Origin of the sequence: Pseudomonas chlororaphis subsp. chlororaphis (assembly GCF_003945765.1) — a bacterium.
Classification (GTDB): Bacteria; Pseudomonadota; Gammaproteobacteria; order Pseudomonadales; family Pseudomonadaceae; genus Aquipseudomonas; species Aquipseudomonas chlororaphis.
The window spans coordinates 3,336,993-3,359,883 of sequence record NZ_CP027712.1 but is presented as its reverse complement, the minus strand read 5'-3'; the positions used below and the strand labels follow the sequence as shown (position 1 = coordinate 3,359,883).

20 protein-coding genes are annotated in these 22,891 nt (G+C 63.0%); 14 read left to right on the top strand and 6 right to left on the bottom strand.

What is annotated here, in order from left to right:
- Positions 1-9: 9 nt before the first annotated feature.
- The 4 genes from C4K27_RS15415 to C4K27_RS15400 form a co-directional block, all read right to left on the bottom strand.
- Positions 10-534 carry a cupin domain-containing protein gene (locus C4K27_RS15415; protein WP_053261114.1) on the bottom strand — a complete coding sequence of 175 codons (525 nt, stop codon included), beginning with the start codon at positions 532-534 and terminating at the stop codon, positions 10-12.
- A 99-nt stretch (positions 535-633) separates the two neighbouring features.
- Positions 634-2,520 carry a GldG family protein gene (locus tag C4K27_RS15410; RefSeq protein ID WP_053261113.1) on the bottom strand — a complete coding sequence of 629 codons (1,887 nt, stop codon included), beginning with the start codon at positions 2,518-2,520 and terminating at the stop codon, positions 634-636.
- Between the two features lie 10 nt (positions 2,521-2,530).
- On the bottom strand, positions 2,531-3,265 hold the full coding sequence (locus C4K27_RS15405; RefSeq protein WP_007925681.1) for an ABC transporter permease subunit: 735 nt from the start codon (positions 3,263-3,265) through the stop codon (positions 2,531-2,533).
- Positions 3,262-4,185: an ABC transporter ATP-binding protein gene (locus C4K27_RS15400; protein ID WP_007925682.1), complete on the bottom strand. Its 924-nt coding sequence runs from the start codon at positions 4,183-4,185 to the stop codon at positions 3,262-3,264. Before C4K27_RS15400 ends, C4K27_RS15405 begins: the two co-directional genes overlap by 4 nt.
- Positions 4,186-4,521: 336 nt before the next feature.
- On the opposite strand from C4K27_RS15400, the gene C4K27_RS15395 reads away from it, so the two are divergent.
- The gene (locus tag C4K27_RS15395) at positions 4,522-5,565 is read left to right on the top strand and encodes a hypothetical protein (RefSeq protein ID WP_238437345.1); all 1,044 of its coding nucleotides are present in this window, start codon (positions 4,522-4,524) and stop codon (positions 5,563-5,565) included.
- A 65-nt stretch (positions 5,566-5,630) separates the two neighbouring features.
- On the opposite strand, the gene C4K27_RS15390 is transcribed toward C4K27_RS15395, so the two are convergent.
- Positions 5,631-6,413, bottom strand: a complete 783-nt coding sequence (locus C4K27_RS15390) for a substrate-binding periplasmic protein (RefSeq protein ID WP_053261111.1) — start codon at positions 6,411-6,413, stop codon at positions 5,631-5,633.
- A gap of 779 nt (positions 6,414-7,192) precedes the next feature.
- Between C4K27_RS15390 and arnB the strand changes: the two genes are divergently transcribed.
- The 12 genes from arnB to C4K27_RS15330 all read left to right on the top strand — a co-directional run bounded on the left by arnB (position 7,193) and on the right by C4K27_RS15330 (position 20,474).
- Entirely contained in the window at positions 7,193-8,332 is a 1,140-nt protein-coding gene (arnB, locus tag C4K27_RS15385) for a UDP-4-amino-4-deoxy-L-arabinose aminotransferase (RefSeq protein WP_053261110.1), read from the top strand.
- 4 nt (positions 8,333-8,336) lie between these two features.
- Positions 8,337-9,356, top strand: a complete 1,020-nt coding sequence (gene arnC, locus C4K27_RS15380) for an undecaprenyl-phosphate 4-deoxy-4-formamido-L-arabinose transferase (protein ID WP_009043835.1) — start codon at positions 8,337-8,339, stop codon at positions 9,354-9,356.
- Entirely contained in the window at positions 9,353-11,359 is a 2,007-nt protein-coding gene (arnA, locus tag C4K27_RS15375) for a bifunctional UDP-4-amino-4-deoxy-L-arabinose formyltransferase/UDP-glucuronic acid oxidase ArnA (protein ID WP_053261109.1), read from the top strand. Before arnC ends, arnA begins: the two co-directional genes overlap by 4 nt.
- The gene (arnD, locus tag C4K27_RS15370; RefSeq protein ID WP_053261586.1) at positions 11,359-12,243 is read left to right on the top strand and encodes a 4-deoxy-4-formamido-L-arabinose-phosphoundecaprenol deformylase; all 885 of its coding nucleotides are present in this window, start codon (positions 11,359-11,361) and stop codon (positions 12,241-12,243) included. Before arnA ends, arnD begins: the two co-directional genes overlap by 1 nt.
- The gene (gene arnT / locus C4K27_RS15365; RefSeq protein WP_053261108.1) at positions 12,240-13,886 is read left to right on the top strand and encodes a lipid IV(A) 4-amino-4-deoxy-L-arabinosyltransferase; all 1,647 of its coding nucleotides are present in this window, start codon (positions 12,240-12,242) and stop codon (positions 13,884-13,886) included. The genes arnD and arnT overlap by 4 nt, the downstream gene beginning before the upstream one ends.
- A complete protein-coding gene (gene arnE, locus C4K27_RS15360; protein WP_009043831.1) occupies positions 13,883-14,227 on the top strand; it encodes a 4-amino-4-deoxy-L-arabinose-phosphoundecaprenol flippase subunit ArnE in 345 nt (114 codons plus the stop codon). The genes arnT and arnE overlap by 4 nt, the downstream gene beginning before the upstream one ends.
- On the top strand, positions 14,224-14,637 hold the full coding sequence (gene arnF / locus C4K27_RS15355; protein WP_053261107.1) for a 4-amino-4-deoxy-L-arabinose-phosphoundecaprenol flippase subunit ArnF: 414 nt from the start codon (positions 14,224-14,226) through the stop codon (positions 14,635-14,637). The genes arnE and arnF overlap by 4 nt, the downstream gene beginning before the upstream one ends.
- On the top strand, positions 14,634-16,007 hold the full coding sequence (locus tag C4K27_RS15350) for a UDP-glucose dehydrogenase family protein (RefSeq protein WP_007925702.1): 1,374 nt from the start codon (positions 14,634-14,636) through the stop codon (positions 16,005-16,007). The genes arnF and C4K27_RS15350 overlap by 4 nt, the downstream gene beginning before the upstream one ends.
- Positions 16,008-17,624 (top strand): ArnT family glycosyltransferase, encoded by a 1,617-nt coding sequence (locus tag C4K27_RS15345; RefSeq protein ID WP_394325643.1) that lies wholly within the window; start codon positions 16,008-16,010, stop codon positions 17,622-17,624.
- Positions 17,625-17,666: 42 nt separating this feature from the next.
- On the top strand, positions 17,667-18,200 hold the full coding sequence (locus C4K27_RS15340; protein WP_053261106.1) for a GNAT family N-acetyltransferase: 534 nt from the start codon (positions 17,667-17,669) through the stop codon (positions 18,198-18,200).
- A gap of 225 nt (positions 18,201-18,425) precedes the next feature.
- Positions 18,426-19,610 (top strand): MFS transporter, encoded by a 1,185-nt coding sequence (locus C4K27_RS15335; RefSeq protein ID WP_053261105.1) that lies wholly within the window; start codon positions 18,426-18,428, stop codon positions 19,608-19,610.
- Between the two features lie 156 nt (positions 19,611-19,766).
- Complete coding sequence (locus C4K27_RS15330) at positions 19,767-20,474, top strand: HPP family protein (protein WP_007925711.1); 708 nt, start codon at positions 19,767-19,769, stop codon at positions 20,472-20,474.
- Positions 20,475-20,643: 169 nt separating this feature from the next.
- On the opposite strand, the gene C4K27_RS15325 is transcribed toward C4K27_RS15330, so the two are convergent.
- Positions 20,644-21,507, bottom strand: coding sequence for a LysR family transcriptional regulator (locus C4K27_RS15325; RefSeq protein WP_053261104.1), 864 nt, complete (start codon positions 21,505-21,507; stop codon positions 20,644-20,646).
- 260 nt (positions 21,508-21,767) lie between these two features.
- Between C4K27_RS15325 and C4K27_RS15320 the strand changes: the two genes are divergently transcribed.
- The gene (locus C4K27_RS15320; RefSeq protein WP_053261103.1) at positions 21,768-22,889 is read left to right on the top strand and encodes an enoyl-CoA hydratase/isomerase family protein; all 1,122 of its coding nucleotides are present in this window, start codon (positions 21,768-21,770) and stop codon (positions 22,887-22,889) included.
- Positions 22,890-22,891: the final 2 nt, after the last annotated feature.

The following is a 22,891-nucleotide window of genomic DNA, read 5'->3' as shown; positions in this document are numbered from 1 at the left end:
CGGTTTTCTTCAGGGCTGGCAGAGCTGCTCGAACAATTTGGCGTGCCGCGGGAAGCGTTCGCTGAGCTGGCGCTTGCAACCCAGCTGCATGTCCGCGTAGTCGAACCCTGGGCACACCGCCTCGCTGATCAGGCCGTAACCCGCCGCGCCGGGCAGCAGCCGCGAGGCCTTCCATACACCGCCGGGAACGTGAAGCTGCAAGCACTGGCCGGCCAGCACATCGCTGCCCATCACTCGGGTTTCCAGGCGGCCATCCGGGAACACCAGGCAGTATTCGAGGGCATCGCCGAGGTGGAAGTAATGCAGGATGTCGGACTGGTTCAGATGAAAGTGACCGATGGGCGAATCCCCGGTCAGCAGGTAATAGATGGAGGTCATCAAGTACCGCTGCCCGCCCGCACTGGCGAGCAGCGGCCGCTGGTCCGTCTGGAAGGTCCGGCGGTAGTAACCGCCTTCCGTGTGCGGCTCCAGGTCGAGGGCGGTCAGCAGTTGTCGCGCGCTGCAAGCAGGCGTGGGCGGGAGTTGGTCAGTCATGTCGGGGTCACAGGTCAGGGAGTTGCTCCCAGCGTAGCAGCGCCTCGCCCTGGCGCTGGCCCGACCTGGCGCATGAATGGCAGGTCGGGCCCTGGTCACTTACGCTCGCCGTGAGCCGGCTACCTTGCCGAGCGGCGCAGGCTTGCGCGACACGTCCTTGCTCCGGCGCAGGTAGCGCACGACCCAGACCAGCAGCATGCCAAGGCTCAACAGCAGCGGAACCGCGGCGATATTGAGCATCTTCAAGGTCCTTCCAAGTTCATCGATATCGGCGTTCAGCTGGTATTGCACCTCGCGCAGTTCCTTGCGAATGCGGGTTTTCTCCTGCATGAACTGGCGCACCGTCGCCTGCTGTTCGGCGCTGAGGGTCTCGCCCTTGTCCGGCGAACCCTGCAACTGCTGCAGCTTGCCTTCGGTTTCCTCGAGACTCTCCTCGAGGGCGAAGCGCTTGGCGCGGAAGCTGGCTTCGGCCTGGCGGCGCAATTGCTCCACCACCACGAACGGACGACTGTAGGGGCCGCGCGAGCGCAGGCTGTTCAGGGCGTCCGAACCGGCGAGGTTGTCCAGGGTATTGAGCACGAAGGAGGCGTTGTCGGCCCATGGCCGTGCTGCCGGACGCCCGTTGACGTCCTGCATTTCCAGCCACATCCGGTCGCTCAACAGGTCCGTATCGGCCACCACCACCAGGTTGACCTGCTGCGCCTCCTTGAGGCCGTCCTTGCGACCCTCGATGCCGTCGGCAAAGGCTGTGCGTACCGGGCCTTGCACCCGGGCGGCGATCACATAACGCTGGCTGGGCTGTTCCTGGTCGCGCAGCATCTGTTTGCGGTCGGCTGGCTTGTCGAAACGGTCCGCCTCGAAGGCCTTGGCCGAGTCGGAGCTGTACATCAGCGGGGTAAAGCGCGTGCTGGCGCCGGCCACCGGTTCGAGGATACCGGCGGTGGTCAGGGCAATGAACTCCAGCCCGGCGGTACTCGGGTCCTGCTGGCTCAAGGCAGCCTGCGGCACACCCAGGGTGAATGGCCGCGGCAGCGGACGCCCGTCCTCCTCGGAAGTCTCCAGCAAGGCATAGAGGTTGTCCCCCAGGACCTTGCCCGGCTGCATATGGATGCCCCAGGCCTTGAACAACGGTTCGAGATTGGAGGACTTGTCCTTGCTCTGGATGCCGAAGTACTCCTCGCCGGAGTCCTGTTCGCTGTAGGGGTCGACGAAGGCCAGCAGCTTGCCGCCGCGCAACACGAACTGGTCGATGGCGTACAGGGTCGGCTGCGAGAGTTTTTTCGGGTGCAGCAACATCAAGATGTCGACATCTTTCGGGATGTCCTGGGTATCGGGCTTGAGCTGTTGCAGATCGAACTCCCGACGCAGTTCCTGGAGCAGCATCCACGGCTCGGTTTTGCTCTGCGTGCGGATATCGAAGCCACCGTTGGCCGGCAGGCTGCTCAAAAGGCCCAGGGTCGGGCGCTTGGGGTTGGCCAGGGTCTGCAGCAAGCGGCTGATGTCGTACTCGAGGAACTCTTCCTGGTCCGGCGCGAAAAACTCGATCGCCTGGGCGTTGTTCTGCTCATTGGTACCGGCCAGGCCGAAATACACGGGCGCCCCGCCCTGCCCCAGCGGCACGGCCTGCAGGCCGAACTCAGCGGCCTTGTCCTCTTCCGCGGAAAACGGCAGTGGGTCGATGACGTGCAGGCGGATCTTGCCGTCGGCCTCGCGCTCGTAGACTTTGAGCAGTTCCTGGACCCGCTGGGCATAGCCGCGCATTGGCACCAGTTCCTTCGAACCGCTGTCGGAAAAGTAGAAATACAGGTCGAGCGGTTGTTTCAGCTCCGCGAGAATCTGCCGGGTGCCGGCGCTGATGGAGTAGAGCTTGTTCTGGGTCAGGTCGAGCCGGACACCGGTGAGCAGCAGCCCTGTCGCCAGGTTGAAGGCCAGGAACAGCAAGGCAATCAGCAACAGACCGGAAGTGGAATACAGCATGCGTTTCATCGAATCGTCCTCACTCGGCTTTCTTCAGGTTGACCGTCACCACCGTGGCCATCAGCCAGGCGACGATCACGCTGAGGAAATACAGCGGATCGCGCAGATCGATCAGCCCTTTGCTGATCGCGCCGAAATGCGTCAGCAGGCTCAGCGAGGCCAGCAAGTCCAACAGCCATTGCGGTGCCCACGGGTTGAGTGCATCCAGCACCAGGGAGAAACCGCAGGCAACGAACAGGAAACACACCATGAAGGCGAGGATCAGGGCGATCACCTGGCTCTTGGCCATGGCCGACATGCAGGAACCGATCGCCAGGTAGGTGCCGGCGAGCAACCAACTGCCCAGATAGCCGGTCAGTATCACGCCGTTGTCCGGGTTCCCCAGGTAATTCACGGTGAGCACCATGGGCAGGGTCAACAGCAGGGTGATGCCGGCGACCACCCAAGCGGCGAGGAACTTGCCGACCACCGCTTCGAAACAGCTCACCGGCAGGGTCATCAGCAGTTCGATGCTGCCGGACTTGCGCTCCTCCGACCACAGGCGCATGGCCAGGGCCGGCAGCAGGAACAGATAGAGCCAGGGATGGACGTCGAAGAACGGCGCCAGGTCCGCCTGGTTGCGCTCGTAGAAACTGCCCAGGTAGAAGGTGAAGACGCCCGAGAGCACCAGGAAGATCTCGATGAACACGAAGGCCAGCGGCGTGGCGAAATAACTGCCCAGCTCACGTTTGAAAATCACCGGTAACTGTCTCATGCCGACTCTCCCCGGGTCAGGGTCTGGAAGACCTCGTCAAGACGGCCCTGCTCCAGTTCCAGGCGCTTCATCTTCCAGCCACGCGCGGTCACCAGCGCGTTGACCTGAGGGAAAATCACCTCGCCGGGCCGCGCCAGCAGCGTCAGGCTGCCCTCGGCCGGGTTCTCCTCGACGCCCGCCACACCCGGCAATACCACCAGGGCCAGCAGGTCCAGCGGCTCGTCGGCCTGCAAGGTCACCGCCTGGCGATAGCGCGAACTGCGCTCCAGCTCGTACGGCGTGCTGTCGGCCAGCAAGCGGCCATTGCTGATGATCAGGGCACGGTTGCAGACGGCCGACACCTCTTCGAGGATGTGGGTCGAGATGATTACTATCTTGTCCTGGCCCAAGTCCTGGATCAGTTGGCGAACCAGTTGCTTCTGGTTCGGGTCGAGGCCGTCGGTGGGTTCGTCGAGAATCAGCACCCGCGGATCGTGGAGGATCGCCTGGCCCAGGCCGACCCGGCGGGTGAAGCCCTTGGACAGGGTCTCGATGGTCTGCCGGCGGACGTCGCCGAGCTCCAGCAGGTCGATCACCCGGTCCACCCGTTCACGCTTCTGCGCACCGCGATAGCCGCGAACACTGGCAATGAACTCCAGAAAGCCCTGTACCGCCATGTCGCTGTAGCTGGGTGCGCCTTCCGGCAAGTAGCCCATCTGCTGCTGGGCATGACGGGTCTGGGTGCGGATGTCGAACCCCAGGATGCTCGCGGTGCCGGAAGTCGGCGCCAGAAAGCCGGTGAGCATTTTCATCGTGGTGGATTTGCCTGCACCGTTTGGCCCAAGAATCCCCAGAACTTCTCCCGGGCCGATATGACAGGACAGATCGTCGACCGCGACCTGCCCGGAAAAAGACTTGGTTAGTTTGGATATTTCGATCATGGCTTCCAGGTTCAGCAAGAGAAGTCTGAGGTGAACAGCTAAAAGCCATTCATATTCAGCAGGGGGTTGAGATTGGATAGTTGCAACAGGATCAACAGCTGTGTTGTGCCGGAATGGGCGCAATACAATACACGCTGATATTTTTAATGAGGGTATAAATCCATATGAATAAGACTATTCAATAGAATTATAAGATTTATCCTATGCAGTCGGAGTATTGCTCTTAACGCCAGTCGACATTATTTCCTAGTATCCTAGTGCTCATGTTTTTTACTTGAGTTTACTGGGTGACATATGCTCTTACGCACCATCTTCATTGAAAACAAAGAGCAGCAAATGCTGACAGCTGCTTTGCTCTGCAGTTTTTCTGTTCCAGAAGCAGGTCGAAACTTTCTCGCCTATAGCCTGAACGAAAGCCTTGATGACGATAATCTGCGCGTCTATATCGCCTTGTTATTCAACGAAGGGGGCAATTACTGCCTGGGCGCCCTGGACTCGGACGAGGACGGGCAACTGGCGATTCGCGTGTTCAGCCAGATCCTGCGCGAGGCAGCCACCGGCGAACACCGTGAAAACGATGTGCCCTACCATCTGCTGGACCTGAACAAACAACAGTTACCCCCCGCCGCCGCGGCGGACCATCGCCTGTTGAGCACCAAGAAAGAGTGGATCGCCAAGCTGCTGGGCTTTCAGAATTCGGCTCAATTCGGCCCGGCGGCCGAGCATTTGCCCACAGCCATCGATGACCAGCAACTGGACGCCGCCCTGGCGCAGCTCGACGAACAGGGGGATGACCGTGCCGAGCAAGAACACCACGAATCCACCACAACTACGGGCGGCTGCGCAACGCAAAGCCCCCAGCCAGACGCGCCCGCTGCCGAAATCCGCTACTCCGATGCCGGCCCCCTGCCAATACCGGACGAACAGCAACCCTCGGCCGAACCCCAGGATGAAGCCTGGCCTTTCCCGGGCACCGACCCCGAGCACTTCCTGCAGGATGTCGAGGCGAGCCTGATGGAGTTTTCCAGCATCGCCAATCGACTCAAGCAACAGAAACTGCAAAGCCAGGTGCAACAGCAGACCCTGGACTCCAGAGAGTCCCAACTGCAGGAGAAAGAGCGCGCGCTCGAACAGAAGGAAGAGCAGTTACAGCAACTGCAACGGCAACTTGATGAGGATCGGCAATCCGACAGCACGGTGCGGGCGCAACAAGAAGCGCGTCAGGGCGAACTGGATAAACGCGAAGAAGCATTGCAGCAAAAAACCAGGGAGCTGGCGGAGCAATTCAAGAAGCTCAACCATGCCAAGGACAACTTCAACAACACCCTTAGAAGCCTCAACGAGGTCATTCGACTCAATGAAAATGCGCTGTCGGAATAAACTTGCCTTGGTCGCCACGCAAACATTGCTTATTACCAAGAGTGGTAAAAGCTGAAGCTACTCAACTACAAACTGCCTGGTTTTGCTAAAGGGTCGTTATTTAGATAGCGGTCTTTGACTTTCTCGATATAACCATCGCGACGCATGGCCTCTATGGCCTTCGCAACATGGGTCACGACCTCGGCGTCGCACACTTTGGAACAGGCGAGGTACAGCTCATGACTCACCATGGGTGGGCTCATCAACAGCGGCCGGCTGGAGACGCGTTTCCAGATATACCGGCTTTCCTGAACCCCGTTGAACCAGGCGTCCACCCTGCCCTTCAACAGCAATTGCGCGGGGTTCTCGCCGATCTTGATCGCATAGATCTGCTCCGGGGCGAAGCCTTTGCTGCGCAGGATTTCTTCCTGGGCACTGCCCAGCCCCACGGCGATGGCCTTGAAACGCTGCCGGGCTTCTTCGAAGCTCGTCACTTTATGTTCGAGGCTGAAAAACGCCCGATCCATCGGCATGATCGGGGCAATCCAGGTGTAGCGATCTTCCCGCTCGGGCGTGCGGCTGAGCGGCGCGATCAGGATGTTGTCGTTTTCGATGGCGTGTTTCTGCGCCCGTGCCCACGGCAGGGTTCTGGGTTCGCTGGCATATCCACCGCTTTTCAGCGCCCGCAGAACAATGTCGCCGACTATGCCGTGACGATCGCCCTGATTGACCATGGTCAGGGGCGGCGCGTCCGGGATCAGAAAATCGAGGGCTTCGTGCGCCTCGAGCACAGGAACCGTTCCCAGGAATAGCGGCAGTAACAACAGGCTGAAAAGAAAAACGCCTTTGGCGGGTGTTCTGTCAATCACACAACGAGCCTCTTGTTGGCTTCTATTCGTTATTGAATGGCCGGTGGTTATTCAGCGGTGAATGAGAGCAGTGTTATTGCCAGCGTCTTCCCTCTCCCGGATTCCGCCGACAATAGCGCCGGTTTTTTCCACATGGTTTGACTTCAGGCAAACGATCGAGCGCCGCTACAAGCCCGACGGAGTATACGACGGGAACGCCATGGTCCTATCAAAGGTCGTATCGGTCGCCGATGGTCGAGCGCCCCGAAGGTGTCAAGGCAGCAAGATAGAGCGTCCACGGATCGGTGGCGTGCAAACGGATGCTCCTTGGTTCAGGTGGTGCTTGAAAAACAGCGGCATCTGCAAAGGCAGAAAACTCTCTCGGCCAAACGACTTTCATCCATGTTATCCGCGAAAAAGAACACCTTGGGGATGCTGTAACAGGGGTTTTCCCGATCAACTAGTGGCGAAGTCTGAACACTGGCTGTCTAGGTGAAAGATAAACGCTCCGTTGGCCTTTTTTTCATGTTCGTTTCACATTTTTCCGCTTAACCTGAATCCATTCATAGACGCAGGAAATCAGCCCGGTCATCTAATCGAAACAAAAGCTAACACACTGATATGGCTTTACTTTTACCCCGCATGGTCTTTACTGCAATCAGGCATGGACGACCACACCGACCTCACTTATGGACGTACTTCAATGACCGAACCAAAAACGCCTTTTTTGAATAGTCCCAGCTGTGGCACAGGCGCTTTTTCTTCTTTCGATTGCTGAAATCCTTTTTCCCGAGGTCTCAATGAACCAGGCTTTCCTTCCTTTCTCGCGTCCGAGTATTGGCGATGAAGAGATCGCTGCGGTCGAGCAGGTTCTACGCTCTGGCTGGATCACCACCGGACCGAAAAACCAGGAGCTCGAGCAGCAATTCGCCGCGCGGGTCGGCTGCCAGCACGCGGTGGCGTTGTCATCGGCCACCGGCGGCATGCACATTACCCTGCTGGCGCTGGGCATCGGCCCCGGCGATGAGGTGATCACGCCGTCGCAGACCTGGGTTTCCACGGCCAACATGATCTGCCTGCTGGGGGCGACGCCGGTCTTCGTCGATGTCGATCCGCACACCCTGATGACCGATGCCGCCACGATTGAAGCGGCGATCACACCACGGACCAAAGCGATCATCCCGGTGCATTACGCCGGTGCCGCCTTCGACCTCGACCCGCTCTACGCCCTGGCCGACAAACACGGCATCGCGGTGATCGAGGATGCCGCCCACGCTGCCGGCACCGCCTATCGCGGTCGGCCCGTCGGCGCCCGGGGCACGGCGATCTTTTCCTTCCATGCGATCAAGAACATGACCTGCGCCGAAGGCGCGATATTCGTCAGCGACAACGAGGCCCTGGCCAACCGGGTGCGCATGCTCAAGTTCCATGGCCTGGGCGTCGACGCCTATGACCGCCTGACCCACGGGCGCAAGCCCCAGGCCGAGGTGATCGAGCCTGGCTTCAAATACAACCTGGCGGATATCAATGCCGCCATCGCCCTGGTGCAGTTGCAGCGCCTGGACGCAATCAATCGCCAGCGTGAAATCCTGGCCAAGGCCTACCTGGAGCAGCTGCGCGACCTGCCGGTGCAACCGCTGCACCTGCCGCAGTATCCGCAGCAACATGCCTGGCACCTGTTCATCCTGCGCATCGACGCCGAGCGTTGCGGCATCGATCGCGACGGCTTCATGAAGGCCTTGCAGGAGCAAAATATCGGCAGCGGCATCCACTTCGTCGCCACTCACCTGCACAGCTATTACCGCCAGCGCTTCCCGGATGTGCATTTGCCCAACACCGAATGGAACTCGGCACGCCTGTGCTCGATTCCGCTGTTCCCCGACATGACCCTCGACGATGTCGAGCGGGTCGTCGGCGCCATCAAAACCTGTCTGGACTGAAACCTTGAAACCTTATCCAATCCAGTTCGTGTCGATCGTCATTCCGGTCTACAACGAAGAAGAAAGCCTGCCCGAACTGCTGCGGCGCACTGAAGCGGCGTGCCGCCAGCTCAAGCACGATTTCGAGATCGTCCTGGTGGACGATGGCAGCCGCGACGAATCGGCACAGATCCTCGAGGAAGCGGCCGGCCGCGAAGGCAGCCCGGTGGTGGCGGTGATCCTCAACCGCAACTACGGCCAGCACGCGGCGATCATGGCCGGTTTCGAGCAGTGCCGTGGCGACGTGATCATCACCCTGGACGCCGACCTGCAGAACCCTCCGGAAGAAATCCCGCGCCTGGTGGCCCAGGCCGAGCTGGGCTACGACGTGGTCGGCACGGTGCGCAACAATCGCCAGGACTCCGCCTGGCGCCGCTGGCCGTCGAAGCTGATCAACCTCGCCGTGCAACGCTCCACTGGCGTGGCCATGAACGACTACGGCTGCATGCTGCGCGCCTACCGCCGCAGCGTGGTCGACGCCATGCTCGCCTGCCGCGAACGCAGCACCTTCATCCCGATCCTGGCCAACAGCTTCGCCCGCCACACCACCGAGGTGCTGGTGAACCACGCCGAGCGTGAACACGGCGACTCCAAGTACAGCCCGATGCGCCTGATCAACCTGATGTTCGACCTGATCACCTGCATGACCACCACGCCGCTGCGCCTGCTGAGCATCATCGGTTTCAGCATGGCCGGCCTCGGCGTGCTGTTCGCCCTGCTGCTGATCTTCCTGCGCCTGGTGTTCGGCGCCGAATGGGCCGGCGACGGTATGTTCGTGCTGTTCGCCATCCTGTTCGTGTTCACCGGTGGCCAGTTCATCGGCATGGGCCTGTTGGGCGAGTACCTGGGTCGCATGTACAGCGATGTGCGTGCCCGTCCACGCTTCTTCATTGAAAAAGTTCTGCGCAGCCAGCCTGCCGCCCCTGCTCCCGCTGTCACCGTCGACGGTCTAACTTCCACTCTCTCCGATCAGGTTTCGCCATGAGTCATAAAGCTGTTGTCTTCGCCTACCACGATATCGGCTGCGCGGGCATCGAAGCCCTGCTCAACGCGGGTTATGAAATCGGCGCGGTCTTCACCCATGCCGACGATCCGAAGGAAAACACCTTCTACGGCTCCGTGGCCCAACTGTGCTCGCTAAAAGGCATCCCGGTGCATGCCCCGGAAGACGCCAACCACCCGCTGTGGGTCGAGCGCATCGCCAAACTCAACCCCGACTACATCTTCTCCTTCTACTATCGCAACCTGCTGAGCGAAGCGCTGTTGGCCACCGCCAGCAAGGGCGCCTTCAACCTGCACGGTTCGCTGCTGCCGAGCTACCGGGGCCGCGCGCCGGCCAACTGGGTGCTGGTCAACGGCGAGAGCGAAACCGGCGTGACCCTGCACCGCATGGTCAAGCGCCCGGATGCCGGGGCGATCGTTGCCCAGCAGCGGGTGGCCATCGAACGCAGCGATACCGCGCTGAGCCTGCACGGCAAGCTGCGCGATGCCGCCGCCAGCCTGCTGCGCGACACCCTGCCCGCCCTGGCGCAAGGCAAGGTCAGCGAAACCGCCCAGGACGAATCCAGGGCCAGCTACTTCGGTCGCCGTACCGCGGCGGATGGCAAGCTGCTGTGGAGCCAGCCGGCCGAGCAACTGTTCAACCTGGTGCGCGCGGTGACCAAGCCTTACCCGGGCGCGTTCTGCGCCGTGGGCGAGCACAAGCTGATCGTCTGGAGCGCCGAGGTCATCAAGGGCAACGAAGGCCAGGCCCCGGGGCGGGTGATCAGCGTCGACCCGCTGCGCATCGCCTGCGGCCAGGACTCGCTGCTGATCAACGCCGGCCAGCGCAACGACAACGGCCTGTACCTGAGCGGCCCGCAACTGGCCAACGAGCTGGGCCTGGTGGATGGCTCGCTGCTGCGCGGCGCCGAATCCGGTCGTGCCCCGCGGCGCACCCGGGTGCTGATCCTCGGCGTCAATGGTTTCATCGGCAATCACCTGTCCGAGCGCCTGCTGCGTGACGACAAGTACGAGGTCTACGGCCTGGATATCGGCTGCGACGCCATCGAGCGCCTGCGCAACCATCCGCATTTCCACTTCGTCGAAGGCGACATCAGCATTCACTCCGAGTGGATCGAGTACCACATCAAGAAGTGCGACGTGGTCCTGCCGCTGGTGGCCATCGCCACCCCGATCGAGTACACCCGCAACCCGCTGCGTGTGTTTGAACTGGACTTCGAAGAGAACCTCAAGCTGGTCCGCTACTGCGTCAAATACAACAAGCGCGTGATCTTCCCGTCGACCTCCGAGGTCTACGGCATGTGCCAGGACCAGAACTTCGACGAAGACAGCTCCAACCTGATCGTCGGCCCGATCAACAAGCAACGCTGGATCTACTCGGTGTCCAAGCAACTGCTGGACCGGGTGATCTGGGCTTACGGCAGCAAAGGCCTGAACTTCACCCTGTTCCGTCCGTTCAACTGGATGGGCCCGCGCCTGGACCGCCTGGATTCGGCGCGCATCGGCAGCTCCCGGGCCATCACCCAGCTGATCCTCAACCTGGTGGAAGGCACGCCGATCCGCCTGTTCGACGGCGGCGAGCAGAAGCGCTGCTTCACCGACATCGCCGACGGCATCGAGGCCCTGGCGCGTATCGTCGACAACGAGAATGACGCGTGCAACGGCCAGATCATCAACATCGGCAACCCGGACAACGAAGCCAGCATCCGCCAGTTGGGCGAAGAGCTGCTACGTCAGTTCGAGGCCCATCCGCTGCGTGGCAACTTCCCGCCGTTCGCCGGTTTCCGCGAGGTCGAGAGCAAGTCCTTCTACGGTGCCGGTTACCAGGACGTGGAACACCGCAAGCCGAGCATCGCCAACGCCAAGCGCCTGCTGAACTGGGAGCCGACCGTCGAGATGAAGGAAACCATCGGCAACACGCTGGACTTCTTCCTGCGCGAAGCCATGCTCGAAATCGCGGAGCATTCTAAAGAAGAAGCATGTTGATGCAGGCAGGTCTGCGAATCGATGTCGACACCTATCGCGGCACCCGTGAGGGGGTGCCGCGGTTGCTGGAACTGCTCGATGAAGCCGGGATCAAGGCCACCTTCTTCTTCAGCGTCGGCCCGGACAACATGGGGCGCCACCTGTGGCGCCTGATCCGCCCGCAATTTTTGTGGAAGATGCTGCGCTCCAACGCCGCCAGTCTGTATGGCTGGGACATCCTGCTGGCCGGCACCGCCTGGCCGGGCAAGCCCATTGGCCGCGACCTTGGGCACCTGATGCGCCAGGCCCGGGACGCCGGCCATGAAGTCGGCCTGCACGCCTGGGATCACCACGGCTGGCAGGCCAATGCCGGGCGCTGGAACCAGGCACAGCTGATCGAGCAGATCCGCCAGGGCGTCGACACCCTCAATGACATTCTCGGCCAGCGCGTCGACTGCTCGGCCGCCGCCGGCTGGCGCGCCGACGAGCGTGTGATCGAGGCCAAGCAGGGCTTCGGCTTTCGCTACAACAGCGATTGCCGCGGCACGTCGATCTTCCAGCCCCGGCTGGCGGATGGCGGCCTGAGTGCCCCGCAGATTCCGGTCGACCTGCCGACCTTCGACGAAGTGGTCGGGCCCGCTGTCGCGGCCCACGACTTCAACACATTCATCCTGGACCGGTTCAGCCCTGACAGGCTCAACGTCTACACCATTCACGCCGAGGTCGAAGGGATTCTGATGGCCAACGATTTTCGTCAACTGCTGGCGCAAGCTCGCCAGCGCGACATTCATTTCACTACCCTGGGCAACCTGTTGCCCGCCTCCTTGCAGAGCCTGCCCCAGGGGCAGGTCATTCGTGGCACCCTCGAGGGCCGCGAAGGCTGGCTGGGGGTGCAAGGCGCATGACCAGACGCTGGGCCCTGCCTCTTTTACTGCTTGCCTTCGGCCTGTTCTACCTGCTGCCAATGGCCACCCACGGTTTGTGGATTCCCGATGAAACTCGCTATGCGCAGATCAGCCAGGAAATGCTCCTGACCGGCCACTGGGCATCGCCGCATTTCATGGGCATCCGTTATTTCGAGAAGCCGGCCGCCGGCTACTGGATGATCGCCCTCAGCCAGGCGCTGTTCGGCCAGAACCTGTTCGGCGTGCGGGTCGCTTCGGCCCTGAGCATGGGCCTGAGCGTACTGCTGGCCTATTTGATGGCCAGGCGGCTGTGGAACGACCCGCGCAAGAGCCTGGTCTGCGCCCTGCTGTACATGAGTTTCTGCGTGGTGGTCGGCGCCGGCGGTTATGCCAACCTCGACCCGCAGTTCACCTTCTGGGTCAACCTGAGCCTGGTGGCCCTGTGGTTCGCCCTGGAGAACCAGACACTGCGCGGCCGCCTGCTGGCCTGGGCCGGCCTGGGTTTCGCCTGCGGCATGGGCTTCATGACCAAGGGATTCCTCGCCTGGCTGCTGCCGGTGCTGATCGCCCTGCCCTACATGTTCTGGCAAAAACGCCTGCGCGAACTGTTCACCTACGGCGGCGTCGCGGTGCTGGTGGCGATTTTCGTGAGCCTGCCGTGGGCCCTGGCGGTGCATGCCCAGGAAGCGGATTACTGGCGCTTCTTCTTCTGGCATGAACACATCCGCCGTTTTGCCGGCGACGACGCCCAGCACGCTTCGCCATGGTGGTACTACCTGCCGTTGCTGGTGGCGTTCAGCATGCCCTGGGTCCTGGTGCTGCCCGGTGCCTTGAAGCAGGCCTGGCAGACCCGGCGTCAGTCGAGCATCGGTTTCCTGCTGCTGTGGCTGATCCTGCCGCTGGCGCTCTTCAGTCTGAGCAAGGGCAAGCTGCCGGCCTATATCCTGCCGTGCCTGCTGCCGCTGGCACTGTTGATGGGCAATAGCCTGAGCGACCGGCTGCACGCCGGGCAAACCCGGCTCATCCGCCTCAACGCTGTGCTCAACCTGGTGCTGGGCCTATTACTGCTGTTGGCACTGGTGTATTTCCAGCTGAAGAAGCCGCTGTACAGCAACGAGCCCGGACATCTGGTGCTGGTGTTCCTGGCCCTGCTTGGCTGGAACATGAGCAACCTGCTGCCGGCCTTCCGTCCGTTGCAACTGTGGGCCGCGCCGGCGCTCGGCAGCTGGCTGTTCATCGCCCTGCTGCCGGCCGGCCTGCCGAACTCGGTGGTCTACAACAAGATGCCGGATCAATTCATCATCGATCACGCCGAGGAGCTCGCGAAGAGCCACACCCTGGTGAGCAACGACCTGGGCGCCGCCTCGGCCCTGGCCTGGCGTCTCAAGCGCCCGGATATCGCCTTGTACAACACGACAGGCGAAGTGAAATATGGCCTGGCCTATCCTGACACCCAGCATCGCTATATCGACCTGCGCAAGGTCGGCGAATGGATGCCCGAGGCCCGCAAGCAAGGCCAGGTGGGCGTGGTGATGCGGGTCAATGGCGACGAACACTACGAAATCGATCTGTTGCCGCAGGATTTCAAACGTTATGACCAGGGCAATCTCGTGATCCTGATCTTCCCTCAGAGCCAGCCATGAGCCTGTTGCTGCTGCTCGCCGCCTGCCTGCTGACCTGCCTGGGCCAGATCGCGCAGAAGTTCGCCGTGGAAAGCTGGCGTGGCCAGCCCTCCGGCGCACTCGCCAAACTGCGCTCGCCCTGGCTGTGGCTGGCCCTGGCCAGCCTCGGCCTGGGCTTGCTGGTGTGGTTGCTGGTGCTGCAGCGGGTCGAGGTTGGCATCGCCTACCCGATGCTCAGCCTGAACTTCGTGCTGATCACCCTGATCGCCCGCTTCGTCTTCCATGAAGCCATCGACCGCCGCCACTGGCTGGGCGTGGCGCTGGTGCTGGCTGGCGTGCTGCTGTTGAGTCGTCACGCATGAACCGGGCTCTGGGCTTCACCTTCGCCATGGGCAGCGTGCTGCTGGTCAGCGCCGCGCAACTGGGCATGCGCTGGAGCATGACCCGCCTGCCGGTACCCGCGGACTGGCTGGCGGCGCTGTCCGGCGGCCAGGTCGACCTGCTGGCGCTGGGCGTGGTGCTGGCGGCGATCCTCGCCTATGTCCTGTCGATGCTCTGCTGGCTGCTGGCCCTGCGCGACCTGCCACTGGGTCGGGCTTATTCCCTGCTCAGCGTCAGCTACGCCCTGGTCTACCTGCTGGCCGCCAGCCTGCCACTGTTCAACGAACCGTTCAGTCTCTCGAAAACCCTGGGGGTGGCGCTGGTCATCCTCGGCGTCATTACCATCAACTCACGACCTGCTCCCGCGACAAGTCCCAGGAATACCCCATGAAAATCAGCGTATTTGGAAGTGGTTACGTCGGCCTCGTGCAGGCCGCCGTGCTGGCCGAAGTCGGCCACGATGTCATCTGCATGGACATTGACGAACACAAGGTCCAGCAGCTGCAACAGGGGCACGTCAGTATCTTCGAGCCCGGGCTGTCGAGCCTGGTGCGCGACAATCTGGAAAGCCGGCGCCTGAGTTTCACCAGCGACGAAAAGCTCGCGGTGCAACATGGCCAGGTGCTGTTTATCGCGGTCGGCACGCCGTCCAGCGAGGACGGCTCGGCCGACCTGCGCTACGTGCTGTCGGTGGGCGACGCCGTGGCCCGGCATCGTGAACAGCCGGTGATCCTGGTGGAGAAATCCACGGTGCCGGTAGGCACTGGCGACACCTTGAAAGCGCACATCGAAAAGGCCCTGGACGGGCGCGCCCTGCAGTTCGATATCGTCTCCAACCCGGAATTCCTCAAGGAAGGCTCGGCGGTGTCCGACTGCCGCCGCCCGGACCGGATCATCGTCGGTTGCGAGCGCGAAGAAGTCCGCGACGTGATGCGCGACCTGTACGCGCCGTTCAACCGCAACCATGATCGCATCATGTTCATGGACCTGCGCAGCGCCGAGCTGACCAAGTACGCCGCCAACTGCATGCTGGCGACCAAGATCAGCTTCATCAACCAGATCGCCGAGCTGGCCGAACACCTGGGAGCCGACATCGAGTCGGTGCGCCTGGGGATCGGCGCCGACTCGCGCATCGGCTATCACTTCATCTACCCGGGCTGCGGTTATGGCGGCTCGTGTTTCCCCAAGGACATGCGCGCGCTGATCCACAGCGCCGAGCAGGCCCATTGCTCCAGCGACCTTTTGCAAGCGGTGGAAGCCATCAACGAACGGCAGAAACACAAGCTGTTCGAGCGCATCAACGCCTTCTACAAGGGCGACCTGAAAGGCAAGACCTTCGCCCTCTGGGGCCTGGCCTTCAAGCCCAACACCGACGACATGCGCGATGCCCCCAGCCGGGTGCTGCTCGAATCCCTGTGGGCCGCCGGCGCCAATGTGCGCGCCTTCGACCCGGAAGCCATGCAGGAAACCCAGCGCCTGTACCCCGACGAACCGAAGCTGATGCTGATGGGCACCCCGGAATCGGTGCTCAACGACGCCGACGCGCTGATCATCTGCACCGAGTGGCAGCAGTTCAAGGCGCCGGATTTCCAGCTGCTGCAACAGCGCCTCAAGGCCCCGGTGATCTTCGACGGGCGCAATCTGTACGACGCCGAGCGCCTGGCCCGCAACGGCTTCACCTACTTCCCGATCGGCCGCGGCGAGTCGCGCCAGCTGCCGATTCCTCATCGGCAATGGGCCGGCATACCGGTTGAAGCCTGAGTGATCCCGCGCGCCATCCCCGCCCAGACACTGCACAGGCAAGCGTTGGGGCTGGGGCTGCTGGCCCTGCTGCTGTTCTGTGCCGGGGTCTACCAGCAGGCGGTGACCGGTTTCGACTCCAGGTTCGTCCTGTTCGCCAAGGAAATGCTGCGCCATGGGCCGGGGTTCTTCCCCACCACCTATGGCCAGCCCTATGCCGACTACAGCAGCGCCTCGACGCTGCTGATCTATCTGTTCTCGCTGCCGTTCGGCCGGGTCGTCAGCCTGAGCGCCTGGCTGCCCACGGCCCTGGCTTCGGCGACCATAGTCAGCCTGATCTATCGACTGCTGGCGCCCTGTTCCCGAACCTGGGCCCTGCTCAGTGTCGCCCTGCTCCTGCTCAGCAATACCTTTATCTGCGAAACCCGCGCCGTGTCCCTGGACCAGATACTCGCCGCCCTGGCGTTGGCGGTGTTCTACCTGGGGTATGCCCACGATCACTTCGCCGCGCCGCGCCGCCTGTGGCTGATCCTCGCGTTGCTGGTCGCAGGGTTCGCCATTCGCGGGCCGATCGGCCTGGTGATTCCCTGCGGCATGCTGTGCAGCTATTACCTGCTCGAAGGCCAGTGGCGACGCATGCTGGTCTTCGGTGGCAGCGCCCTGCTGCTGTTGCTGGCATGCGTGGCGCTATTGCTGTGGCTGGCCCGACTGAGCGGCGGCCCGGCCTTTATGCAGGAGGTGATCCGCATGCAGTTCACCGGGCGCCTGGACGGCAGCGAAGGCAGCAGCGGCCCGTTCTATTACTTCAGCAGTTCCCTGGGCAACTACGCCCTAGCCTACCCGCTGGCAATCCTGACCTGGATCGGCGTGTTCCTGGCGCCGCGTGGCGAGCCGGATCCGGCGCTGAAACTGCTGCGCCTGTGCACCGCCGCGGGGCTGCTGGTGATGATCGGCCTATCGATTCCCCAGGCCAAGAAAGCCCGCTACCTGCTGCCGATGCTGCCCATGGCGGCGATTGTCGCGGCCTACCCGTTCCAGGCGCGCCAGGGGCGCTTCCTGGCCTGGCTGCGAACCGCGATCCAAGGCATATGGCTATTGCTGCCAGGGCTGTTGATCGTCGGCTTGCTGGTGCTGCAACGCAAGTTTCCCGAGCAACTGACGGACCTGACCGCGATGCTCGCGCTCCTCGGGCTGCTGCAAGGGGCCGCGCTGCTGATGCTGGCCCGGCCGCGCTGGCGGGCCGTCGGCCTGGCCTATACCGCGGTGCTGGCGGTGTGGACCACCTACATCGGGGTATTCGAGCCCGTCGAACGCCAGCTGTACGACACCCGCGACTTCAGCCTCGCGGCGCAACGGTTGATCCAGAGCGACCCGGCACCGCTGGTGTTGCACGCCATGGGCAAGGACGCCAAGGCGATCAAGTTCATGGTCCACCTCGACCAGGACCTGCAGCCGCTGTTCACCGAGCGCCCCGAAGCCCTTGCAGCCATACCAGGCCCGGCTTGGGTGATCATGGATCAAAGCGATCTAGCGACGCTCAAGGCCACGCCGTTGGCGCGACTGACCCCGATGCTCGGCGGGCGTTTCGACAAGAACGACTACGTCATGCTGCACCTGCCCGCCACCACCCCCCCCTGAACGGTTGATCGGTCGCGCCCTGGCTCTTTACACTCGCGCCCCATGACTCTGCAAATCCGCCTGGCCACAGAGGCCGATGCCACCCTGCTCCCCGCCATCGAACGCAGCGCCGCCGCGCTGTTTCGCCGCGACCCCGAACTGGCCTGGCTGGCCGATGCCGAGGTGCCCGACGCCGCGCAGCACCGCGCGCATATCCGCCAGCAGCGGGTGTGGGTGGCGGTGCTCGACCAAAAGGTGTGCGCCTTCCTCGACGCCGAAGCCTGCGCTGACGCGCTGCATATCTGGGAAATCTCGGTCGCCAGCGCCGCCCAAGGGCGCGGCATCGGCCGCCGCCTGCTGCAGACGGTGGGCGAACAGGCGCGCCAGCAGGGGTTTACCGCCCTGACCCTGAGCACCTTTCGACAGTTGCCATGGAATGAACCCTTCTACCAGCGCTGCGGTTTCATCACCCTGGACGCCGAGCAATTGGGGCCGCGCCTGCGGCAGGTGCTGGCCGACGAAACTCGCCATGGCCTGCCGGCGGCCCGGCGCTGCGCCATGCGCCTGACACTGCCTGCCCACCCCATGCAACTGTAGGAGCGAAGCTTGCTCGCGATGACGGCCTGCCAGGCAAAATCAATGGTGCATGTACCGGCCTTATCGCGAGCAAGCTTCGCTCCTACGGAAGATGGGTGCGGTATTTGAGATGGGGTGCGGGCCTGTCTTGAAGTGCTCGCGCAACTGTCAGAGGATGGCAAGCCTGGGGCTCCAGGATCGCTAGGGATTGTCGCCCACTCAGACAACAAGGACTCGTGCACCACCGTGGCCACTTACTCGCTGGTTATCCGCCGCCTGATGATCTGCTCGCTGACCATTGTCGTCAGTCGCGCCATCACCAGCCCCCTGCTCACCCTGTTCCTCAGCGAAAAACTCGGCCTCGATCAGCAGGACGTCGGCCTGCTGCTGGGGGTCGCGGTGTTCATCGCCACGCTGCTCGCGCTGTATGGCGGCTACATCCTCGATCGTCTGGACAAGCGCCGGCTGCTGATCCTGAGCATGCTCTCCAGCGGCATCGGCTTTGTACTGCTGACCTTCGCCCACAACCTCTACCTGACCACCGCGATCCTGGTGATCACCGAAACCGCCTCGGCGCTGTTCCTGATCGGCTCCAAGGCGATCATCAGCGAAAACCTTCCGGTGAGTCAGCGGGCCAGGGTGTTCTCCCTGCGCTACACCCTGACCAATATCGGCTACGCCACCGGCCCCATGCTCGGCGTGGTGATCGCCGGGCACCTGCCGCTGGCGCCGTTCCTGATCGCCGGCGCCATCGCCTTTCTCAGCACCCTGCTGATGCGCGGCATTCCAGCCACGCCGGGCCTGCCCTCGCTGAGCAAGCCGCAGAGTTTCCTCGACACCCTGGTGACCCTGAAAAACGACCGCACGCTGATCATGTTCACCTGCGGCTGCCTGCTCAGCACCATCGTCCATGGGCGCTTCACCCTGTACCTGTCGCAGTACCTGCTGGTCACCGAAGACTCGAAAAGCGCCCTCGACACCATGGCCGCCCTGCTGGCCTGCAACGCCATCAGCGTGATCCTGTTGCAGTACCAGATCGGCCGTTTCCTCAAGCGCGAACAGCTGCGTTACTGGATCGCCGTCGGCACCAGCCTGTTCATCCTCGGCCTGATCGGCTTCAGCCTGGCCGACAGCCTGCTGGGCTGGTGCCTGGCGATGTTCGTCTTCACCCTTGGCGAGATGATCATCTACCCGGCGGAGTTCCTGTTCATCGACACCCTGGCCCCCGAGGCCCTGCGCGGCAGCTATTACGGCGCGCAGAACCTCGCGGCCCTGGGCGGCGCCTTGAGCCCGGTGATCTGCGGCTACCTGCTGGTGCATACCCCGGCACCGACCATGTTCTATGCCCTGAGCACCTTGACCGCCCTGGGCGGCCTGCTGTGTTTCATGAGCGGACGGCGGGTGGCCCAGGCCGCCACAGTACAAAAATAATGCACTTAAACAGCATTATTATGAATTTGTAGGCGCTTGGTTTGATCGGCACACTGTGCCGGTTCCTCCCCCAAATGTTGGAACGTTTCAGGGCTTTCTGGTGCTCCAGACAAGCCCTTCTTTTTGCCCGCAAAACCGGAATTGGATCGCTTCGTCATGCTCGCTCGCTGGAAACCCGCCGCCATCAATACCCGCCCCTCGGAATGGAGCCGCGCCGCGATCGGCATGGCCTTGGGCACGCTGTTCAGTGTCTGGTTGTGCGGCCGGGTGTTCGGCATGGAGGTGGCGCTGCACCTGATCGGGCCGCTGGGGGCTTCGGCGGTGCTGCTGTTCGCGGTGTCGTCGGGGGCGCTGGCGCAACCCTGGTCGATCCTCGGCGGCTACCTGTGCGCCGCGGTCCTGGCGTTGCTGGTGGCCCATGTGCTCGGGCGCACCCTGGGCAGCGCCTGCCTGGCCGCCGGCATGTCCCTGGTGCTGATGTGCTGGCTGCGCTGCCTGCATCCGCCGGCCGGCGCGGTGGCCCTGACGATGGTGCTGGCCGACCCGGCCACCATCGCCCTCGACTGGCAGGCCCTGGGCCCGGTGATGCTGGCGGCCCTGTGCCTGTTGCTCAGCGCCCTGGCCTACAACAACCTGACCCGCATCCGTTACCCCAAGGGCCAGAGCGAACCCGCGACCCAATTGCCCGCCGACCATCCGCCGAGCGATACCCAGGCTATCACCGCCGCCGACCTGAAGCTGGCGCTGGATGAAATGCAGGAATTCTTCGACGTCACCCCGCAAGATCTGGAGCAACTGATCCACGCCAGTGAGGCCCATGCGCGCCGGCGCAGTATTGGCGAGGTGTTGGCGCCGCGGGTTTGATCGGGCTATCCGGACAGATCGCGGAGTCAGGCTTTACGGCAACTGCGTTGCCGATCGCAGCCTCGCGGGCTCGGCAGCGGCTACACGGGCTCCGCAATTCCTGTAGCCGCTGCCGCAGGCTGCGCTCGACCGCGAAGCGGTCGTAAATCCAGGCGCCGCGTTTTACGACTCAGATCATCGGATCCCAACGCTGCGACCAGTCGGTGTCGCTGGCGATGACTTCGCGCAGCACCTCGAAGGCCTGCTGCAGCTGCGCCGAATCCCGTTCGCGGGCGTACAGCAGGTAGGTCGGAAAGTTGAATTCCGGGGCCTTTTCCACCCGTTCCAGCACGCCACTGTCCAGGTAGCTTTGCACCACCCGGGTGCGGAAGTAGCCGCTGCCACCGCCTTCGAGAATGAACTGCAAGGCCAGCGGCCCGAGGTTGAAACCCACCGCGGCCTTGGCCTGGTCCGGCAGCGCCGCGTCGTGCTGGCGGCGGAAATCCTCGCCCCAGTCGATGTACACATAAGGCTCGGGTTTGCCGGCCAGACGCACCAGGATCAGCTTTTCCTCCAGCAACTGCTCGACCTGCAACCCCGGCCCGTACACCGGCTGGAACACCAACGCGGCGTCCAGCACGCCAAGTTCCAGCTGGCGTTGCAGGCTCGCGCCCTCGGCGATCTGGCTGCGCACCGCGTGGCTGGGAATCGCCTGGCGCAAGCGCCTTACCCAGTTGAGCATCAGCGGGTTGCACAGGCTGACTTCACCGCCTATGTGCAGCACGTTGCGATAACCGGCCAGCAGCGGCAGGTCGCGCTGGGCGGCTTCCCAGGTCTGCACCAGCTGGTTGGCGTAGACGATGAACGCCTCGCCGTCGGCCGTCAGCCGGGCCCCGGCGCGGTTGCGCACGAACAGCTTGCAGTTGAGCTGGCTTTCGAGGTTCTGCACCCGGGCGCTGATCGCGGTCTGGGTCAGGTGCAGGCGTTCGGCCGCGGCGATCAGGCTGCCGCTGCGGACGATTTGCAAAAAGGTGCGGGCCAGGTCGATGTCCATGTTGCCTCTGGGTCACGAAAGTCGAGCGCCATTGTAGCGGCGCTCGTCGTCCGGTGCGCCTGGACGGCGGATAAATACGGGCCGGCCATGCTGGCTTCGGCTGCACCACAAACAGCGTCGAAGGCGGCTGCGCCCCATGCAAAAATGCACAGCCAACCTGCAGTTATCCCGGTTGTACATGGCAAATTTGCACTGTTACGATCCCTCATCGTTCGCGCGCGAACACACCTATAAAGAACAATAAAAGCAGGGAGTTAGTGATGACTGCTCAGGTTCCATCCCAGGCCACGCGAGACGCCGGCGCCACGTCGGTCGAGGCCTCGCCACAGGACGTGCTGGCCGAAGTCCGCAACCACATCGGTCACCTGACCCTCAACCGCCCCGCCGGTCTCAATGCCATCACCCTCGGCATGGTACGCACCCTGCAACGCCAGCTCGATGCCTGGGCCCAGGACCCGCAGGTGCACGCAGTGGTCCTGCGCGGCGCCGGCGAAAAGGCCTTCTGCGCCGGTGGCGATATCCGCACCCTGTACGACAGCTACCAGAACGGCCAGACCCTGCACGAGGAATTCTTCGTCGAGGAATACGCGCTGGACCTGGCGATCCACCGTTACCGCAAGCCGGTGCTGGCGCTGATGGACGGTTTTGTCCTCGGCGGCGGCATGGGCCTGGTCCAGGGCGCCGACCTGCGGCTAGTCACCGAGCGCAGCCGCCTGGCGATGCCGGAAGTGGCCATCGGTTACTTCCCGGATGTCGGCGGCAGTTATTTCCTGTCGCGCATCCCCGGCGAGCTGGGCATCTACCTGGGGGTCAGCGGCGTGCAGATCCGCGCCGCCGACGCCCTGTACTGCGGGCTGGCGGACTGGTACCTGGAGAGCGACCAGCTGAGCCTGCTGGACCAGCGCCTCGACAGCCTGCAATGGCACGACACCCCGCTCAAGGACCTGCAGGGCCTGCTGGCCAGGCTCGGAGTGCAGCAACTGCCGGACGCGCCACTGGCGGCGCTGCGCCCGGCCATCGACCACTTCTTTGCCCAGGCCGATGTACCGAGCATCGTGCAGCAACTGCGCGAAGTGACCCTGGGCGATACTCATGAATGGGCCACCAACACTGCCGACCTGTTGTCGACCCGCTCGCCGCTGGCCATGGCCGTGACCCTGGAAATGCTCCGGCGCGGCCGCCAGTTGAGCCTGGAACAGTGTTTCGCCCTGGAGCTGCACCTGGACCGCCAATGGTTCGAGCGCGGCGACCTGATCGAGGGCGTGCGCGCCCTGCTGATCGACAAAGACAAGAACCCACGCTGGAACCCACCGACCCTGCGGGCGCTGGACGCCGCGCATGTGGCGAGTTTCTTCAGCGCTTTCGACCCGAGCCGGAGCTGAGC

Bases quoted from the DNA above. Each gene is read 5' to 3' on its own strand.
- C4K27_RS15405 (WP_007925681.1), bottom strand. From the start codon at position 3,265: ATGAGACAGTTACCGGTGATTTTCAAACGTGAGCTGGGCAGTTATTTC.
- C4K27_RS15330 (WP_007925711.1), top strand. From the start codon at position 19,767: ATGCTCGCTCGCTGGAAACCCGCCGCCATCAATACCCGCCCCTCGGAA.
- arnA (WP_053261109.1), top strand. From the start codon at position 9,353: ATGAGTCATAAAGCTGTTGTCTTCGCCTACCACGATATCGGCTGCGCG.
- arnF (WP_053261107.1), top strand. From the start codon at position 14,224: ATGAACCGGGCTCTGGGCTTCACCTTCGCCATGGGCAGCGTGCTGCTG.
- C4K27_RS15320 (WP_053261103.1), top strand. From the start codon at position 21,768: ATGACTGCTCAGGTTCCATCCCAGGCCACGCGAGACGCCGGCGCCACG.
- arnB (WP_053261110.1), top strand. From the start codon at position 7,193: ATGAACCAGGCTTTCCTTCCTTTCTCGCGTCCGAGTATTGGCGATGAA.
- arnD (WP_053261586.1), top strand. From the start codon at position 11,359: ATGCAGGCAGGTCTGCGAATCGATGTCGACACCTATCGCGGCACCCGT.
- C4K27_RS15395 (WP_238437345.1), top strand. From the start codon at position 4,522: ATGCTGACAGCTGCTTTGCTCTGCAGTTTTTCTGTTCCAGAAGCAGGT.
- arnE (WP_009043831.1), top strand. From the start codon at position 13,883: ATGAGCCTGTTGCTGCTGCTCGCCGCCTGCCTGCTGACCTGCCTGGGC.
- C4K27_RS15410 (WP_053261113.1), bottom strand. From the start codon at position 2,520: ATGAAACGCATGCTGTATTCCACTTCCGGTCTGTTGCTGATTGCCTTG.
- C4K27_RS15400 (WP_007925682.1), bottom strand. From the start codon at position 4,185: ATGATCGAAATATCCAAACTAACCAAGTCTTTTTCCGGGCAGGTCGCG.
- C4K27_RS15415 (WP_053261114.1), bottom strand. From the start codon at position 534: ATGACTGACCAACTCCCGCCCACGCCTGCTTGCAGCGCGCGACAACTG.
- arnT (WP_053261108.1), top strand. From the start codon at position 12,240: ATGACCAGACGCTGGGCCCTGCCTCTTTTACTGCTTGCCTTCGGCCTG.
- C4K27_RS15340 (WP_053261106.1), top strand. From the start codon at position 17,667: ATGACTCTGCAAATCCGCCTGGCCACAGAGGCCGATGCCACCCTGCTC.
- C4K27_RS15325 (WP_053261104.1), bottom strand. From the start codon at position 21,507: ATGGACATCGACCTGGCCCGCACCTTTTTGCAAATCGTCCGCAGCGGC.
- C4K27_RS15350 (WP_007925702.1), top strand. From the start codon at position 14,634: ATGAAAATCAGCGTATTTGGAAGTGGTTACGTCGGCCTCGTGCAGGCC.